We start from the raw sequence: 17,502 nt of genomic DNA, 5'->3' as shown, positions 1-17,502 counted from the left end.
GTGGGCAACAAGGGAAGTCTGCTGCCGACGAAGGATGATGAGTCCGGACAACGACGAACCCGTGAGGGCCAGCGTCGGCGGCGGCAGATGGCGGATGGGTCCGTACTACCTATGACACCGGGTAACGCCGGAAGAGGGAAGGGGCCCTGACTTGTATTAAGCGAGAACGAAGCGGAGAGCACGGCGATTGACGATGAGTCTAGCAACACCGGAACTAAGCGTTCAGAAGCTGCAGAGCTCGCTACAGGCGAAAGCTAAGACCGAACCGGCATACCGCTTCTACTCCCTGTGGGACAAAATCTGCCGATCGGATGTCATGGAAGAAGCTTACCAAAGGTGTCGTGAAAACGACGGCTCCCCCGGGGTGGACGGCATAACATTCGAACAGATTGAAACCGAGGGACAAGAGCGATGGCTGGAAAGTATCAGACAGGAGCTGAAGGATGGCACCTACCATCCCAAGCCCCTTCTGAGAGTATGGATACCAAAGAGCAATGGCGGACGCCGACCACTCGGAATTCCGTGTATTCGTGACAGAGTCGTCATGATGGCCACGGTCTTAGTGATCGGTCCCATCTTCGACGCGGACCTGCTGGACAACCAGTATGGATTTCGTCCGAAGCTGGACGCCAAGATGGCCGTGCGCCGCGTGTTTTGGCACATCAAGGACCGGGGACGCCGCGAGGTAGTCGATGCAGATCTACGCGACTATTTTACGTCGATTCCACACGGCCCGCTGATGCGATGCCTAACACGACGGATCGCCGACGGACGACTCCTCTCGACCATAAAAGGCTGGTTGACAGCTCCGGTGGTCGAACGGAGCGGAAGACGGACGATACGGACGGCAGATGCGCGCAAGTTTAAGAAAGGGACCCCGCAAGGCTCTCCCCTGAGTCCCTTGCTGGCGAACATCTACTTTCGACGCTTTCTGCTGGCCTGGCGCGACCACGGACACCAAGAACAACTCGACGCCTACGTCGTCAACTATGCCGACGATCTCGTGATCTGCTGCCGCCCCGGTCAAGCCGAGGCGGCGAGGAAGCGAATGACGGTACTGATGAACAGGCTCGGGCTGGAGGTGAACGAGACCAAGACCCGCATCGCTCTGTTGCCGACGGAACGATTTACGTTCCTGGGCTACACGATCGGGCGGTTCTACGGAAAGGACGGACAAGCCTTCATCGGCACGCGTCCGTCCAAGAAGGCGGTCATGAGATTGCTCCGACGAATCCACGAACGCACGACGCCGCAGTGGTACCCGGACACACCGGAGAACACTGTCGTCGTCATCAGTCGCTTTCTTCGTGGCTGGTGCGGCTACTTCGACCAAGGTCCTGTCATGAAGACCTATGACTTCATCAGGCAATACGTCGATCGGCGTCTGCGGCACTGGTTGATACAACGAGCAGGAAAACGTGGCAGGGGCTTCAAAGAGTATCCGCAGGATTACCTGCACGATACCCTCAAACTCTTCCGCATCCCGGCTCGCCGTAACGACCGATCGAGCGCGAAGGCCTGATGAGACAAGTGAAAGCCGGGTGCGGTAAATCCGCATGCCCGGTTTGACGAGCGGCGACTGGAAACGGAACTATGGCGCGAACTGCGACACCGGCAACTGGCGAAAGCAGCCGGACCAGTAAAGCCTCGCGACCTACGGTCACCGCGCCAGTCGTCGACTCTACCGAGCTCGATCCGACCATCATGCAGGAACCGCGTCAGCCCCTCCCAGCGCGAGAGCGCGTAGCGGATCGCTTCGGCAAGCGTGCTGCGGCCAGAGACGAGGAGAAGCTGTGCCTCCAGCCAGGAATGCAACGCTTGAACGATTGGCTTGGAGAAGGACCGTCGCTCGGCGAGCCGATGAGCCGACGACTGCCCGCGGACACGGGATTCGATGGCATAGAGTTCGCCGATCCGGCGCAGGGCTTCGGTCGCCACGGGCGATCCGGTTGCCTCTGCGACCTCATAGAACTTGCGCCTCGTGTGGCTCCAGCAGGCGGCCAGAACAACGTCTTCATTGGTGGCGAGCTGCTCGAAGCCGGCATATCCGTCGACATGCAGGACACCTTTGAAGTCGGCAAGATGAGCTGCCGGACGCTCAGCCTTGCGGTCAGGCGCAAACAGATAGACCGCCGCCGGCGGCTCAGGCCCGCACCACGGCCGCTGTTCGCGAGCATAGACCCAAAGACGCCCGGTCTTTGTCCGTCCTCGGCCGGGATCAAGCACAGGAACGGGCGTGTCGTCGGCGAACAGATGATCGGAAGCAAACACGTTCTTGCACAATCGTTCGTGCAGGGCTTCCAGCCACCAGCACGCGCCACCAACCCAGCCGGCCAGCGTCGAACGGCTGAGATCGACACCATGTCGGGCAAAGATTTGCGACTGCCGATAAAGCGGAGTGTGGTCGCAATACTTACTGACCAGCACTTGCGCGAGCAGCGCCGGCGATGCCGGGCCACCCGCAATCGGCCGCTCCGGCGCGGCCGCCTGCACCACCTTGTTGCAGGAGCGACACGCGTACTTTGGGCGAGCGATGCGTACGACACGAAGTTGTGCCGGCACCCAGTCCAGCATCTCGCTGGCGCTCTCGCCGATGGCATGCAATGTCCCGCCACAGCAAGTGCAGACTTTATTCTCGACATCGAGCACGACGTCTTCGCGAGGCAGATGAGCGGGCAACGGCTTGCGCCGCGACGGCGCATCCGGGCTGTCCGTAACGACCGTTGGACGGCTCTCCCTGATGCGGCCGATATCGCTGTCGATATCCTCCAGACCGAGCGCCAGTTGGTCAGGGTCGATACGCTCGGAGCGGCGCCCGAACTGCATTCGCTGAAGCTGTTTGATGATCGACTGGAGGTGCTCGATCTCGCCGTCTTTGTGCTCGATCGCCGTGGCGATATCGCGCACCAGGCGTTGCAGAAGCACTGTATCTGTCGGGAGATTATTGAGATCGAGCTGCATGTTCGATTCTACTCGAACACGCTGATTCGAAGAAGCAACTTCACCTTGTTTGATGCGGGTCTGTGTGATTCACCCAGCGAGAACTGGCTTCCACACACGTTCAGGTGCGCGCCAGTCGATGCCTTCGATCAACATCGCAAGCTGCGCCGGCGTCAGTGTGATCGAACCGTCGTAACCCGCCATCACCGGCCAGACAAAGCGACCCTGGTCGATCCGCTTGGTGAACAGGCAAAGACCGTTGCCGTCCCAGAACAGGACCTTCAACATCGATGCCTTCTTGCCGCGGAAGGCAAACAGATGGCCGGAGAACGGATCTTTCTTCAGCACTTCCTGGACCAACATGGCGAGCCCATCTATGCCTTTCCTCATGTCCGTGTAGCCAAGCGCCAGGTGCACTTTCACGCCCGCAGGAACAATCAGCATGGCGCGATCTCTCCGCTCTCAACGCGCGCCCGCACAACATCGGGATCGCTGCCGACGGGCGCAAAGACACGTCGCCCATCGGGCAGATCAACAGCCATCATTCCTTCCGGCGGTCGCACAACGAGAGCGGTCGTCGTGTCGTCCGCCAGCGCGACGGAAGCAAGCCTTGCGCGCGTCTTCTGCGCCACGCCGAACTCCACCCGCCAGCGGAACAGCAACCCAGTGACAATGCCGTGCTTGCGGGCAACACCGGAGACCGTGGCACCCGGCTGCTCGGTTTCCATCACGATCGCAAACTTCTGTTCGTCGCTGAAGAAGCGCCGAGCCGGCGTCGCGGGCGTAGGCGGAGCGTCGTTCGAGGCTTCTGTCAAGCTGCTTTCGGAGGTCGATTCCTTAGCACTAGTGCTAGCGACGGGGCGGGCGGAGGGGTGAAGATGCGCACGCCAGTCGATTTCGACCTCGCCGTCGTCCAATCGGTCACGCCATGTGCGCAGCGCGTACGGCGAAAGCGACAACGCCGCGGCGTATTCGCGGACACCCATGCCGCTCCAATTCATCGCCTCCACATGCATCGCCCAGAACGCTTGCATGGCGCGATTGCGCACGTCCGTGCTGATGCCGAACGCTTGCCGGCGGCGCTTTCGCAGCCCTTTCTCTCGCTCTTCACGGCGCTTCTCGCGGCGCAATTCCGTCTGATATTCCGTGAGCTTGCGTGCAGCTTCCTCGCCAGCAAGAACCTTGAGCCAGCGCGTGAACGTGCCCTCGTCCAGTCGATGCTGACGGCAATACGCCTTGCGCGAAGTGCCGCTGCGCCGCCAGGCTTCGATGTGAATCGACCACCATTCACGCCTGGCTTTGTTCTGGAAATGTTTTGGACCCACCGGAGATTCTCCAGTGCAGCAGAGAACCCGAAATGGAACGAGAACACACCATCGAAAAGTCGTGCAGGATTCGGACGCTTACAACCGACCGGGGATGGCAAGGGAAAAGGCCGGCCTGCGGTCCTGCCTATGTGGTTGGTTGGGCGGGGGATTTTGTCAGGCGGGTAATGTCTCCTGCCGGCGCTTTCCGCAATTCCTCGAACACAATCAATGCTTCGCGCGCCATACACCTGCGCGAGAGCAAGGTTTCTCAGCCGTGACGTCAGGTGACGACGACCTGCGGATCCGCCCCGGCCGCATCCACCACGGCAACCGCGGGGCCAAGCGCCCGAAGAGCTTCGTCGGGGAGGTGATGCGGTCCGCCAAGAGGGCGGGGCACGTCGGCGACAGTTTCAGATCGAGCCAGGCGCACAGTCGCTCCCACTTCGGGCGCGGCCGCCGCGCGGCAGTCTCGATCCGCCTGCGCTCGAATGCCCGGCGGGTCGTGACAAAAGCGCGCGTCGTGCGTCACAAGTGCTCGCGCTTTCGATCGGCACCCCTGCCCAAGCACCTGGCCTATCTCAAGCGCGATGGCGTAACGCGTGACGGCGAAGACGCGCGCATGTTTGACAAGACCTCTGATGCGGCGGACGAGCGCGCCTTCGCCGCGCGTTGCGAAGAGGATCGTCATCACTTCCGGTTCATCGTCTCGCCCGAGGATGGCGCGGCGCTGGGGGACCTCAAGACGTTCACGCGCGAGCTGATGCGTGACGTCGAGAAGGATCTCGGAACCAGGCTCGACTGGATCGCGGTAGATCATTGGAATACGGACAATCCGCATGTCCACATCCTCATCCGCGGGCGTGCCGACGACGGTCAGGACCTCGTGATCAGCCGCGAGTATATCAGCCGCGGTTTGCGCGATCGGGCGGCCGACCGAGTTACGTTTGAGCTGGGGCCGCGCAGCGAGCACGAGATCCGCGCAAGCCTCGAGCGGGAGGTCGACGCGGAGCGCTGGACCGGCCTCGACCGTGCGCTCCGGGACATCTCCGACGCGAACGGGGGCGTGGCAGATCTCAGGCCGAGCCCGGATGTCGAGGACCCTGAACTGCGCGGCCTACTGCTGGGCAGGGCCGCCAAGCTCGAGCGCCTTGGCCTGGCAGAGCCCGCAGGCCCCGCCTGTTGGACCCTGAAACCTGGCCTTGACCAGGCGCTTCGCCAGATCGGGATGCGCGGTGACATCATCAAGACGATGCACCAGGCCCTCAGTGGGGCCGGTCGCGAGCCGGACGTCAGCACCTTTGCCCTGCATGGCGAAGAACCGGCCGATCCCGTTCTGGGGCGCCTCGTTCACCGTGGTCTCGACGATGAGCTCAAAGGGTCCGCTTACGCGATCATCGCTGGCGTCGATGGTCGCACGCACCACCTGCGCTTCGGCGATATCGAGATGACCGGCGATGCGCCAGCCGGCGCCGTCGTCGAGACGCGCGCCTACGATGATGCGAACGGACGCCGGCGCGTGTCGCTCGCGATCCGGTCGGACCTGACTATCGACGAACAGGTCACCGCGAAGGGCAGCACGTGGCTCGACCGCCAGTTCCTCGCCAAGGATCCGCCGCTCAGCCGTGGTGGTTTTGGTGCTGAGGTGCGGAATGCAATGGAAGCGCGCGTCGATCACCTCATCGAGGAGGGTCTGGCTCGGCGGCAGGGGCAGCGCGTGGTGTTCGCGCGCGACTTGCTCGCGACATTGCGGCGTCGGGAGCTGCACGACGTGTCCGCCAAGCTTGCGACTGAAACGGGGCTTGACCACCGTTTGGCTGCTGAGGGCGATCCAATCTCCGGCATCTACAGGCAACGAGTGACCCTTGCCTCGGGCCGCTTTGCCATGATCGATGATGGTCTAGGTTTCCAGCTCGTGCCATGGCGGCCGGCCCTGGAGCAGCATCTCGGAAAGCAGGTGACAGGCGTAATGATGCCGGGCGGCAGGATCGATTGGGATTTTGGTCGCAAGCGCGGGCTGGGCCTCTAGCGATATCGACCAGATCCTGGTCCATCCGATTACTGCGCGGGGACCGCACAATGCACCCTTGGGGTCGTCTTGTCCTTGATGTCGCGCGGGTAGCCCTGCTGCATCTCGGCCATGTCGACAACCAAAGTGCTTTGGGGCCAGATCACGCTTGTCCTTGCCATCGTGCTCATCACCACGTGGGCAGCGACGCAATGGGTTGCCTGGAGGCTGGGATTTCAGCCGCGACTTGGACCGCCCTGGTTTGAGCTCGGCATGCCCATCTACCTTCCACCTGCCTTCTTCTGGTGGTGGTACGCATACGATGCCTATGCCCCCAAAATCTTCGTCGAGGGGGCCTGCATCGCGGCGTCCGGTGGGGTGATCTCGATCATCGTCGCTTTCGGAATGTCGATCTGGCGGGCGCAGGAGGCGCAGACCGCGGCCACCTATGGTTCGGCCCGGTGGGCGCTGCAGAATGAAATTCGCGGCGCGCAGCTCTTGGGCCCGGATGGTGTCGTGCTCGGTCGCTTTGATCGCTACTACCTTCGGCACGACGGCCCCGAGCACGTGCTTTGCTTCGCGCCGACGCGGTCTGGCAAGGGCGTCGGCCTCGTGGTGCCGACGCTCCTGACATGGCCGGGCAGTTGCATCGTACACGATATCAAAGGGGAAAACTGGCATCTGACATCAGGTTTCCGCGCCCGCCATGGAAGGGTCGTGCTGTTCGACCCGACCAACCGCAACTCGGCGGCCTATAACCCTCTTCTGGAGGTTCGTCGCGGCGAGTGGGAAGTTCGGGACGTCCAGAACATCGCCGACGTGCTGGTCGATCCGGAAGGTGCCTTGGAGCGGCGCAATCATTGGGAGAAGACCAGTCATTCTCTGCTGGTCGGCGCGATCCTGCACGTCCTTTATGCCGAGCCAGACAAGACCTTAGCGGGCGTCGCAAAATTCCTGTCGGATCCCAAGCGCCCAATCGAGGCGACCTTGCGCGCGATGATGTCGACGGCTCACCTTGGTAATAGCGGCGTTCACCCGGTTATCGCCTCTGCGGCGCGCGAGCTTCTGAACAAGAGCGAGAACGAACGCTCTGGCGTGCTCTCAACTGCGATGTCGTTCCTTGGGCTCTACCGTGATCCCGTCGTGGCGCAGGTAACACGTCACAGCGACTGGCGGATCCGCGACCTGGTGGAGGCGAACCAAGCAACTACTCTTTACCTCGTCGTACCGCCATCCGACATCAGCCGGACCAAGCCGCTCGTGCGGCTGATCCTCAACCAGATCGGTCGCCGCTTGACGGAGGATTTGAACGCCAACGTGCGTCGGCATCGTCTGCTGCTGATGCTCGACGAGTTTCCGGCTCTCGGCAGGCTGGATTTCTTCGAGTCAGCGCTCGCGTTCATGGCTGGCTACGGGCTCAAGAGTTTCTTGATCGCCCAGTCCCTCAACCAGATTGAGAAGGCCTATGGCCCGAACAATTCGATCCTCGACAACTGCCACGTCCGGGTGTCCTTCGCCAGCAACGACGAACGTACCGCCCGGCGCGTGTCGGAGGCGCTGGGAACAGCGACCGAATTGCGCGCCATGAAGAACTATGCCGGCCATAGGTTGAGCCCGTGGCTCGGTCATCTCATGGTGTCGCGGCAGGAGACAGCACGTCCGCTTCTGACGCCCGGCGAGGTGATGCAGCTACCACCGGACGACGAGTTGATCCTGGTCTCGGGGTGTCCACCGATTTGTGCGAAGAAGGCGCGCTATTACGAAGACCCACAATTCCGCGGGCGAGTGCTTGCACCGGCTCTATCCGGGACTGTTGAGAACCTCGTCCGATCGCCCGACGACGACTGGAGCAAGCTGCCCCTGCCGGGCAACTCGCGCGGCGGTCAGATGCCACTTGCTCACGGCAAGGACGGCAAGTCCGCGGACGATCCGGCCAATGGCGGCATCAGGCGAGAGCCGGAGCTTCCCGAGCACGAAGACGTGGCGCCAGATCGGACTGCCGTGAAAGCTGAGTTCGAGTTCACCGACGAGGATTCCGATGATGACATCCAGCGCGCAAGCGAATTACGTCACGCAGCCGCCGGCGTCGCCCGTCAGGCGGCGATGGATCCTGATGATGGCCTTGATCTCTAAGGTGAGGCGATGCGGAGCAAACATACATTTCGCCTGCCCCCCGATCTTGCCAGCCAGTTAGCGGACTACGCGAACCGGAAGCGAGTGCCACAGGCCCTCGTCGTCGAATCGGCGCTGTCATCATTCCTGTCTCCGGATGGCTCCGAGCGCATGGAAGCGGCCCTCGGCCGGCGATTGGACCGGCTGACGCGCCAGGTCGAGCGCCTCGAGCGTCACGTGACGATCTCGAATGAAGCGCTGGCGTTGTTCGTTCGCTTCTGGCTGACGGCGACCCCACCCCTGCCGGATACCGCACAACCTGCTGCACAGGCCAAGGGGCGCGAGCGCTATGAAGGGTTCATTGAAGCGTTGGGTCGGCGGCTCGCACGAGGCCAGAGCTTAGCGCAGGAAATCACCTTGGACGTCGAGCCGCGTGTTCGCTCGAGCGACAAACCTGATCCGGCCTGAGCGCCCGCCGCTTCTTTCTTATCCTACGCCAGATTGCGACATCGATGCCTGTGCGGTTGAAGCAATAACGGAACTTCTCCTTCTGTGACCCTGCAGCCCTCGAAGACGGCTCATTCGTTCGATCGGATCTCGCCTCGCTGATTGCGAGCGCGAGCTGCACCGATCGATCTAGTTGCACGAGGAGGGGAGATCATGACGGTCGAAGTCGAACGCGACGGACAGGTCAGCCTGAGTTTGGATCAAACAGAGGCGAACACTTCGCCGATCCCGCCTCGAACCAGAAAGCTCAGCGTTCAGCTCTCTGAGACGGTTTTCGAACGGTTGGAAGCTGCAACCGGCCGGCTGGGCGCCGGCAAGAGCACGGTCGTACAGGCCGCTCTCGAACGTTTCCTGAATCAGGCTCCGCGGGTGGAAGAAATGGTGCACGAAGCCTTCCATCGGATCGGCGATCAGATTGAACGCCTGGAGAGCGAACTTGCGATCATCGCCGAGACGGTCGCGTTGCACGTCCGCTATCACGTCACGGTGACGCCGCCGATGCCGCCGTCGCAACAGCGCGACGCGTGTGTGCTGGGCTATCGGCGGTTCAAGGCCCTGGCCGAGCAGGTTGATCGGCGTGTGCGCTCGGGCCGGCCGCTGATGCGGGAGACGATCGCCAGTCTCAGTATGACCGAGCGCGACGTCCCTCCGCCTGAGCGCGATGGGGAAACCGTGTCCGGTCGTTCAGAAGATCAGATCGACGTCCTCGCGGACGCCGCTACAGACGTGGAAGCCAAGCAGATGGCTGCCGTCCAGGAGGGCGGCAGCAACCGCAACTTTCGAAACTTACCAAACGCGTTCTGCCGACTCGACTGAGTCGGCCGGAAGGAGGGCAGGCCAGGTCCCGCTCGTCCCATCTGCCGCACCCACAATCCCCGAGGCAAGTGCCGCGGGGCGACTTCCGATATCGCGGTTGATACTCGGCGTTTTTCTGCCGTTTGCGGCAGGCTACTATCTCTCCTATCTGTTCCGAACGATCAATACGCTGATATCTGAACCCCTTTCGGCCGACCTTAGTCTGAATGCCGGCAGTCTCGGGCTGCTGACATCTGTGTATTTCCTGATCTTCGGGGCCGCCCAGATTCCAATCGGAATCTTGTTGGATCGCTTTGGCCCACGGCGGGTTCAGAGCGCCTTGTTGCTGGGCGCGGCCCTAGGGGCCGCTCTGTTCGGTGCTTCGAACGGATTCCTGTCGCTCCTGCTCGCCCGCGCAATGATTGGACTCGGCGTCGCGGCCGCATTGATGGCTGGGCTGAAGGCGATCGTCCTCTGGTTTCCCAGAGAACGGGTCGCGCTGATGAACGGCTACATGATTATGCTGGGTGCTTTGGGTGCGGTGACGGCAACCCGACCTGCCGAATGGTTGCTGAACTCGACGGGTTGGCGCGGAATATTCGAGGTTTTGGCGATCACAACGCTCGCAGCCGCCCTTCTGATCTTTCTAGCGGTCCCGGAAAGCAAGATTGCACAGCAAGCGCGACCGGCCGGACTTCGGCTGGAAGCGATCTTTACGGATCGCCGTTTCTGGCGAATTGCACCTCTTTCGGCGAGCTGCGTTGGGTCGGCTTGGTCGTTGCAGGCATTGTGGGCCGCGCCCTGGCTCAGGGATGTCGAGGGACTGAACCGCGAAACCTTGGTGACCCAATTGTTCGTCACGGCGATTGGCGTATGCGCCGGCGCCTTGCTGCTGGGCACGATTGCAGACCGGTTGCGAAGGCGCGGTATCGGTTCGGAAACGCTGCTCGCAGTGATGGCGTTACTGTTCGTCTTGGCTGAGCTCGCACTGATCCTGCGTCTACCGCTTCCGTCGATGCTGCCATGGTCAGTGGTTGCTGTTGTCGGCGCCGCCACTGTCCTTAGCTACGCGACAATTGCAGAATACTTTCCAGCCGAGCTCGCGGCTCGCGCCAATGGAAGCCTAAACGTCTTGCATTTCGGGTGGGCCTTCGCGGTTCAGTGTGGAACTGGACTCATACTCGAGCAATGGCCCGTTCAAGATGGGCACTATCCACTGATAGCCTACCAAGTTGCCTTCGGGTTGAGCGTTGCCGTACAGGTCGCGTCGCTGGCTTGGTTTGGCGTTTCCTGGGTTCGAGAATTAGGTGGCAGGACCGTCAGATCCCTCTTGCATCACCGCTCGCGACAAGGTGCTTCGTTTGAAGTAACCGCTCCGCCTAGCGATATCCCGATCATGGAGGCGCACGAAGACACGGAATGGTAACGTCTGTCGCTTCTATGAGGGCGCAGGTCTTGGAATCGGAGGCCCTGTAGGTGCAGCGATAGGCGCCGCCATCGGCTTATCGCTCGGATTCGGCACAACACAAGGCGTTGTTTTTGCGATCAGTAGAGCGGTCGCAGATAAGGCCGACGACAATGACGGCGGAGACACGATTTGCAACCTGATCTTGCACAAGCACGGCATCGCTCCGGCCACGGCACGAGGAAAGATGGCGCTTGCGCCGTCGATGAAAACGACGGAACGGGGCTCCTCCAAACCGCGAAATCTAAGTGATTGTTTTGAATCAACTTCTTAAGCGGTGTGGAGAGGGAGTTCGTTTGTAGCTACGGTGACAAGCTACGGATGACACTCCAACTACGGCAGCTCCTGGTGCGCAAGCAGACCAGAGAGCACTCCTGGGTTGTTTGGGGGTAGGACAGGGAAGGGACGACCCGATACCCGGGCAGAGCTTGTTCCGAAATCTTCGGCCGTTCGGAGATCTGGACCACGCGCCAAGCTGCTACATCGACGCGCGGCTTGCCGATTGTTGGAACGGTCGTTTGCGCTGCAATAACAAATTCACTGGCACGAAAAATGCTGAGCCGCCTCGGCGATGGCGAGCGCGAAGTTCGCCGGGCAGACGGAGGACAACATGAGAGCCCAAGTATTGAGAGCGTATGACGAAAAGCTGTCCAACGATCGGTGGGTCAGCGAGGAAAAAGTGCCGGATCCCAAGCTAACCAAATCGACGGACGTCATCGTCCGTATCGGCGGCGCTGGCGTATGTAGGACTGACCTTCATATTATTGAAGGCGTCTGGAAGCCGCATATGGATCCAACCGGCGATAAACTGCTACCCATCATCATGGGACACGAAAATGCGGGCTGGATCGAAGAGGTTGGCAAGGAAGTTGAGGGCCTGAAGAAAGGTGACCCGGTTATCGTTCATCCGAAGATCACCGGCGGCACGTGTCTCGCCTGTCGCCGTGGCTTCGACATGCACGGTCCCGGCACGTTTCCGGGTCTCGATTGCAACGGCGGCTACGCAGAATTCTTATGCACCTCGGAACGAAATATCGTGCCGCTGCCGCGGACACTTGCTCCGAAGGATGTAGCGCCCTACGCGGATGCGGGCCTTACGGCCTATCGCGCAATCAAGAAGGCCACGCGTCACCTTTTGCCAGGCGAATTCTGCGTCGTTATCGGAGCGGGTGGGTTAGGCCACATCGGAATCCAATGCCTCAAGGCAATGTGTGCTGCCGACGTTATCGTGGTCGACAAGTCCGAAGCGTCGCTGAAATTGGCCGAAAAGTCCGGCGCCGATCATCTGGTGAAAGCTGACGGCAACGAAGTGGCAGCATTGCTGGCTCTGACTGCCGGAAACGGCGCGGAAGCGGTGATCGATTTCGTCGGCGAGAAGGGCACGACATCCAAAGGCCTGGCGATGACCCGTCCGATGGGCAGCTATTACGTCGTTGGCTATGGTGAGGACATCCGTGTTCCGACCGTCGACATGGTGATTACCGAGAAAAACATCATCGGAAATCTGGTCGGCACATGGGCCGAGCTAACGGAGTTGATGGCCCTCGCGGATCGAGGTTTGGTTGAACTCGCCACCGCCGAGTATCGCCTGGCGGATGCGAACAAGGCGTTGCACGATCTCAACGCCGGCAAGATTCATGGACGCGCTGTTTTAATTCCTTGATTCAGAACCACGTCATCCATCGCGAGAATGCACTTCTCGCGGTGGATTTGACGGCCCTCCGTCTGTCCAGGTGACCGCACACAGACTGCTCATGTTGCGGCGCAAACGCTGCGAGTGCTGGACGGGTACCCCGCGCGGTTCGCACAAAGTCTCATTTTGCGTCGTCGTCGCAATCTGCAACGCGACCGGTCTCAGGGCGACACCCGCAATCATCCAATGTCGCCCAGCTCTGTCTTCTGCTGCTCAGAAGACGATCCGAAAGAAGCCCTCGAACGATCTGGCACGGCCGTTGCACACCTCCTTGCAGGTACTCGCCGGCGAAGCACACCGATACGGCCAAGAACGAGCCGCTTCGCCTTGAGGCGCACTTCAGAGGCAAACTCTTGCGCCTGGCGTCCGTATCCGCCGCGAGACATTGCAAGCCAACGCCATCGCTGACGCCGCACTTCGCGTGTGGTCGCGGTGCTATGTGGAAGCTCGGAGAATTATTCGCGCGATATCGACAGGAGGCCAGAATGGGCAAGAGCTCCAAGAATCCTCACCACGGTTCAGCGGGTTGCTGCGCCGTCTGCGGCGGAAAGTTTGGGCTTATTCGTTACTACTGCTGGCGCACGGCGCTCTGCTCCAGGAAGCGCGTCGCCCGGTTCAGAGTGCGCAGGGAGGCCGACCATAGATGGCTCCGCTGGTTGCGAGCCGCTTAGGTGTTCAACGATGACATAGTGGCATTGTAATGCTTCGCATTGGGACGCGCCACATGAGGTTCATTCTGGTGAACGGCAGGACGCCATGTCCAAAAACGTTCTGCATGCTTTGCTGTGAGCCAATACATGCAAGCTATCTGAAAGAATTCAGTACCGGATTGCCCTTTTGCGATCATGATTGTTACGCCCTCTATTCCGGCCGCTGGATGTCGAGAGTTGGGCAATCAACGCACTCAGCCGGCGTGGAAGACTATCGCTAGTTCGAGCGGGCGAACAAGGAACCAGCTCGCAACGCGCGGCCGCCGGCATGAGCGAAAGAACGCCGATTGCAAAGTGCGGCCAAGTGATCAATCTAGAGGAGCGCCGAACCATTGGCCCCCGTAGGAGAAGCGCTGCCACGCCGTCGTTTCAATCTCGATGAGATGCACCAGGTCAAGAGCGCGTCATCCAACATGTAGTCTGCTGGTGATCCAGGGATGTGCTGTCGAAAAGTCAGGACCGGTTTCGATCTGCACCTATCGCCGACAAGTGCTTGCTGGCCGGATGAGAGAGGACCTTTAAAAAGTCTGTCTCTGGTCCTCTCAATGCGCCATCGATCAACAGCGAACAAAGTAATTTCGGCATCCAGGCGACCGATCGATATTGCGGCGCAAACATTGCGGTGCAAAATAGGCGCCCATACGCGTCACTGAGATTCTCATTTTGCAATTCGTGTCGCAAATTGCATCTCAGTTAGTCGCGACCCAGGCATTGTGGCCCCTCGGCGTTCGCTCATTTCCCCACTTACTCAATCAGAAATTACTCGGCGGGCCCCCAAAGACGCGCTGGCACGCCCATTGCAAAGCTCTTGGCACAACAACGCCGACTGCTCCGTCTGGGGCGAGCCGCGAAAAGAACGAGGGAAGGGGATGCTCAGCTGAAGGCGCGCTTTCATGCGGGATGGGACAATTGCGATCGGGGGCCGCTGGGTCCGAAGATCGTCCCTGATCATCGCTGGAGGGCTCCACAGTCATCCTATGACCCTTGCCGATATCAAACGTCCGGTCGTGCGAACGGCCGCGAGGTGGCCCGTAACGCACGGGTAAGCACTGCCCGGCCCGTCGAGGTCTGGGCAGGCGGAATATCGAAGTGGTCTCTGACCCGATCAGGAGGATAGACTAGATGTCTGGAACTTTAACACTCAACAAGATCACCGCTCAGCGCGGCATTTCCGTCGGCGAAGCTGCAAAGAAGATTGCGGATCTCGGGTGGAATCCGTCCTACGTGCAGGAAGCGATGACCTTCCCCACGGACTACAAAATCACGAAGGCGCCGAAGGATCCGATGAAGCAAGTCCTTCGCTCCTACTTCCCGATGCAGGAAGAAAAGGACAACCGCGTGTACGGCGCGCTCGATGCTGCTTTGCGCGGCGACATGTTCCGCAACGTCGAGCCGCGCTGGGTCGAGTGGATGAAGCTCTTCCTGGCGATCATCCCGTTCCCTGAGATCTCCGCTGCGCGGTCCATGGCCATGGTCGGGCGCCTTGCCCCGGGTGAAGATCTGCGCACCGGCTTCACAATGCAGATGGTTGACGAGTTCCGCCACTCGACAATCCAGATGAACCTGAAGAAATGGTACATGGAGAACTACATCGACCCGGCCGGGTTCGACATCACGGAGGAGGCGTTCGGGAAATGCTACGCCACCACCATCGGCCGCCAGTTCGGTGAAGGATTCATCACCGGCGACGCGATCACGTCGGCGAACGTTTACTTGACCGTGGTCGCCGAGACCGCGTTCACGAACACGCTGTTCGTGGCCATGCCATCGGAAGCGGCCCGCAACGGCGACTATGCGCTGCCGACGGTTTTCCTCTCGGTTCAGTCGGACGAGAGCCGCCACATCGGCAACGGCCACTCGATGCTGATGTCGATGCTGAAGGAGCCCGAGAACCATCTTCTGCTCGAGCGCGACATGCGCTACGCGTTCTGGCAGAACCACGCCATCGTTGATGCCGCCATTGGCACCTTCATCGAGTACGGCACCACCAACCGCGACAAGACCAAGGAGTCCTACGCGGAGATGTGGCACCGCTGGATCTTCGAGGACTATTATCGGACCTACATGCTGCCGCTCGAGAAGTACGGCATCAAGATCCATCATGACGACGTTCAGACCGCGTGGAAACGGCTGACCGAGAAGCACTACGTCCACAAGGTCGCGCAGTTCTTTGCGGTCGGCTGGTCAGCGAACTTCTGGCGCATCGAGGCCCAGACCGACAAGGACTTCGAGTGGTTCGAGCACAAGTACCCGGGTTGGTATGCTCAGTTCGGCGAGTTCTGGAAGTGGTACGAGAAGCTATCGCATCGCGGCCAGACCAACATCCTCTTCAACAGCGATGTCGGCTATGTCTATCCGCATCGTTGCTGGTCGTGCCTGGTGCCTTGCCTGATCCGCGAGGATATCGTCACGGATGAGATCGACGGCAAGCTCTACACGTTCGCCCATGAGATCGATCGCTGGACGGCGGTTGAAGCTTTCGCCGGCGAATATGAGGGGCGTCCGACCCCGGCGATGGGACGGTTCAGCGGCCGTCGCGAGTGGGAAAGCGTCTATCACAACGTGGATATCGCCGACGCCATCAAGGATCTGGGCTTCGTGCGTACCGACGGCAAGACCCTGGTCGCCCAGCCGCACCTGCGCTTCGACGAGAAGGAAATGTGGACGCTCGACGATGTCCGCGGCCACATTCTCAAGAGCCCGCTGCTCACCCTGCGGGAGATGAGCCCGGCCGACCGAGAGACGCATCTCGCCGACTATCGCAAGGGATTCACCATCAATCCCTGCAACTAAGCGTGGGAGAAGGAGCCGGCTCCGCTGGCTCCTTCCCTGCCAATCACCGGAAGATTCGCAAGCCTTGGTTTGAGGAGGCCCCTATGGGCGCGCCCGCTAATGTCGTTCGCCTGCACCCCGTAGGCATAGAATTCGAGGTCGAAGAGAACGAAACCGTTCTCGACGCCGCTTTCCGCCAGGGCATCGCACTGCCGCATGGTTGCAAGGAAGGCCAATGCTCAGCATGCAAGTGCGTGCTTACCGGCGGCGATGTGGAGCTGAAGAAATACTCGACGTTCGCCCTCAACGAGATAGAGCGCAGCCAGGACTACATCCTGCTGTGCAGGACGCTGGCCTATTCGGATCTTGAAGTGGAGCTCCTCAACTACGACGAGGAGGTGCTGTCGAAGTCGATCCCCGTCAAGGACTTCACGGGCACAGTCACGAGCATCTCCGCGCTGACCCACGACATTCGGCGGCTCGAAATCTCGCTGGAGCAACCTCTGAAGTTCTGGGCGGGTCAATATGTCGACATCACGCTCCCGGGGGCAGAGACGATTACGCGCTCGTTTTCCATGGCAAATTCGCCGGGCGAAAGCCAAAAACTCGCATTCATCATCAAAAAGTACCCGAACGGACGCTTCTCCTCCCGACTTGACGGAGACCTCGCCGTCGGAACCGAGGTCGGGATCAAGGGACCCTACGGGACCTGCTTCCGGCGAGAAAACAAAACCGGAGCCATGATCCTGGTCGGCGGAGGATCGGGAATGTCGCCGCTGTGGTCGATCCTGCATGATCACATTCGCTCAGGCGAAGTGCGTCCCGTGTATTTCTTCTACGGGGCCCGTACGCAAAACGATCTTTTCTATCTCGATCGATTCAAGGAACTGTCCTCGAAGCATCCGGAGTTTACGTTCGTCCCGGTGCTCTCCCACGCTGTCGACGACGCAACCTGGCATGGAGAAAAGGGTTTCGTGCACGAGGCGGTCGGAGCTCACCTGCGCACTTCCGGATATGGCGAAGACGTCGACGTCTATGCCTGCGGTCCATCGCCCATGATCGAGGCGCTCACGCCGGTGCTGCAGATGAACGATGTCGAGTCTGATCGCGTCTTCTTCGACAAGTTCACACCAGCCAATAACTGAAACTTTAATCGAGATTTTCCGCGTGTCGATCCAGCAAGTGTAAAGCCACCA

General features: G+C 60.5%; 12 protein-coding genes. 9 read left to right on the top strand and 3 right to left on the bottom strand.

Annotated features, from left to right (window positions below; genetic code table 11):
• Nucleotides 1-193: 193 nt before the first annotated feature.
• Nucleotides 194-1,522: a group II intron reverse transcriptase/maturase gene (gene ltrA, locus NLN62_RS04840; protein WP_371933099.1), complete on the top strand. Its 1,329-nt coding sequence runs from the start codon at nt 194-196 to the stop codon at nt 1,520-1,522.
• On the opposite strand, the gene NLN62_RS04835 is transcribed toward ltrA, so the two are convergent.
• The 3 genes from NLN62_RS04835 to NLN62_RS04825 form a co-directional block, all read right to left on the bottom strand.
• Complete coding sequence (locus tag NLN62_RS04835; protein WP_254107668.1) at nt 1,450-2,961, bottom strand: IS66 family transposase; 1,512 nt, start codon at nt 2,959-2,961, stop codon at nt 1,450-1,452. The genes ltrA and NLN62_RS04835 overlap by 73 nt on opposite strands.
• Nucleotides 2,962-3,030: 69 nt before the next feature.
• Nucleotides 3,031-3,384 carry an IS66 family insertion sequence element accessory protein TnpB gene (tnpB, locus tag NLN62_RS04830; RefSeq protein ID WP_247833365.1) on the bottom strand — a complete coding sequence of 118 codons (354 nt, stop codon included), beginning with the start codon at nt 3,382-3,384 and terminating at the stop codon, nt 3,031-3,033.
• Nucleotides 3,378-4,070, bottom strand: coding sequence for a transposase (locus tag NLN62_RS04825; RefSeq protein ID WP_254107667.1), 693 nt, complete (start codon nt 4,068-4,070; stop codon nt 3,378-3,380). Before NLN62_RS04825 ends, tnpB begins: the two co-directional genes overlap by 7 nt.
• Before the next feature lie 451 nt (nt 4,071-4,521).
• On the opposite strand from NLN62_RS04825, the gene NLN62_RS04820 reads away from it, so the two are divergent.
• The 8 genes from NLN62_RS04820 (at nt 4,522) to NLN62_RS04785 (ending at nt 17,451) form a co-directional block, all read left to right on the top strand.
• Nucleotides 4,522-6,273 (top strand): VirD2 family relaxase/mobilization nuclease, encoded by a 1,752-nt coding sequence (locus tag NLN62_RS04820; RefSeq protein WP_254107666.1) that lies wholly within the window; start codon nt 4,522-4,524, stop codon nt 6,271-6,273.
• Between the two features lie 111 nt (nt 6,274-6,384).
• Nucleotides 6,385-8,385, top strand: coding sequence for a conjugal transfer protein TraG (locus NLN62_RS04815; protein ID WP_254107664.1), 2,001 nt, complete (start codon nt 6,385-6,387; stop codon nt 8,383-8,385).
• 9 nt (nt 8,386-8,394) lie between these two features.
• The gene (locus NLN62_RS04810; protein WP_254107662.1) at nt 8,395-8,832 is read left to right on the top strand and encodes a CopG family transcriptional regulator; all 438 of its coding nucleotides are present in this window, start codon (nt 8,395-8,397) and stop codon (nt 8,830-8,832) included.
• Nucleotides 8,833-9,024: 192 nt separating this feature from the next.
• Nucleotides 9,025-9,687 carry a hypothetical protein gene (locus NLN62_RS04805; RefSeq protein ID WP_254107660.1) on the top strand — a complete coding sequence of 221 codons (663 nt, stop codon included), beginning with the start codon at nt 9,025-9,027 and terminating at the stop codon, nt 9,685-9,687.
• A gap of 88 nt (nt 9,688-9,775) precedes the next feature.
• Complete coding sequence (locus NLN62_RS04800) at nt 9,776-11,092, top strand: MFS transporter (protein ID WP_254113337.1); 1,317 nt, start codon at nt 9,776-9,778, stop codon at nt 11,090-11,092.
• A gap of 649 nt (nt 11,093-11,741) precedes the next feature.
• The gene (locus NLN62_RS04795; protein WP_371933098.1) at nt 11,742-12,794 is read left to right on the top strand and encodes an NAD(P)-dependent alcohol dehydrogenase; all 1,053 of its coding nucleotides are present in this window, start codon (nt 11,742-11,744) and stop codon (nt 12,792-12,794) included.
• Between the two features lie 1,862 nt (nt 12,795-14,656).
• Complete coding sequence (locus NLN62_RS04790; protein WP_254107656.1) at nt 14,657-16,327, top strand: aromatic/alkene/methane monooxygenase hydroxylase/oxygenase subunit alpha; 1,671 nt, start codon at nt 14,657-14,659, stop codon at nt 16,325-16,327.
• Between the two features lie 83 nt (nt 16,328-16,410).
• Entirely contained in the window at nt 16,411-17,451 is a 1,041-nt protein-coding gene (locus NLN62_RS04785) for an FAD-binding oxidoreductase (RefSeq protein ID WP_254107654.1), read from the top strand.
• Nucleotides 17,452-17,502 lie beyond the last annotated feature (51 nt).

The organism is Bradyrhizobium sp. CCGUVB23 (assembly GCF_024199885.1).
Taxonomy (GTDB): domain Bacteria; phylum Pseudomonadota; class Alphaproteobacteria; order Rhizobiales; family Xanthobacteraceae; genus Bradyrhizobium.
The sequence above is the reverse complement of the archived record's forward strand: the minus strand, read 5'-3'. Positions and strand labels throughout refer to the sequence as shown.

What these genes read in the sequence shown, in the direction of transcription:
- tnpB (WP_247833365.1), bottom strand. Translation starts at nt 3,384, where the DNA reads ATGCTGATTGTTCCTGCGGGCGTGAAAGTGCACCTGGCGCTTGGCTAC.
- NLN62_RS04835 (WP_254107668.1), bottom strand. Translation starts at nt 2,961, where the DNA reads ATGCAGCTCGATCTCAATAATCTCCCGACAGATACAGTGCTTCTGCAA.
- NLN62_RS04815 (WP_254107664.1), top strand. Translation starts at nt 6,385, where the DNA reads ATGTCGACAACCAAAGTGCTTTGGGGCCAGATCACGCTTGTCCTTGCC.
- ltrA (WP_371933099.1), top strand. Translation starts at nt 194, where the DNA reads ATGAGTCTAGCAACACCGGAACTAAGCGTTCAGAAGCTGCAGAGCTCG.
- NLN62_RS04795 (WP_371933098.1), top strand. Translation starts at nt 11,742, where the DNA reads ATGAGAGCCCAAGTATTGAGAGCGTATGACGAAAAGCTGTCCAACGAT.
- NLN62_RS04805 (WP_254107660.1), top strand. Translation starts at nt 9,025, where the DNA reads ATGACGGTCGAAGTCGAACGCGACGGACAGGTCAGCCTGAGTTTGGAT.
- NLN62_RS04785 (WP_254107654.1), top strand. Translation starts at nt 16,411, where the DNA reads ATGGGCGCGCCCGCTAATGTCGTTCGCCTGCACCCCGTAGGCATAGAA.
- NLN62_RS04790 (WP_254107656.1), top strand. Translation starts at nt 14,657, where the DNA reads ATGTCTGGAACTTTAACACTCAACAAGATCACCGCTCAGCGCGGCATT.
- NLN62_RS04810 (WP_254107662.1), top strand. Translation starts at nt 8,395, where the DNA reads ATGCGGAGCAAACATACATTTCGCCTGCCCCCCGATCTTGCCAGCCAG.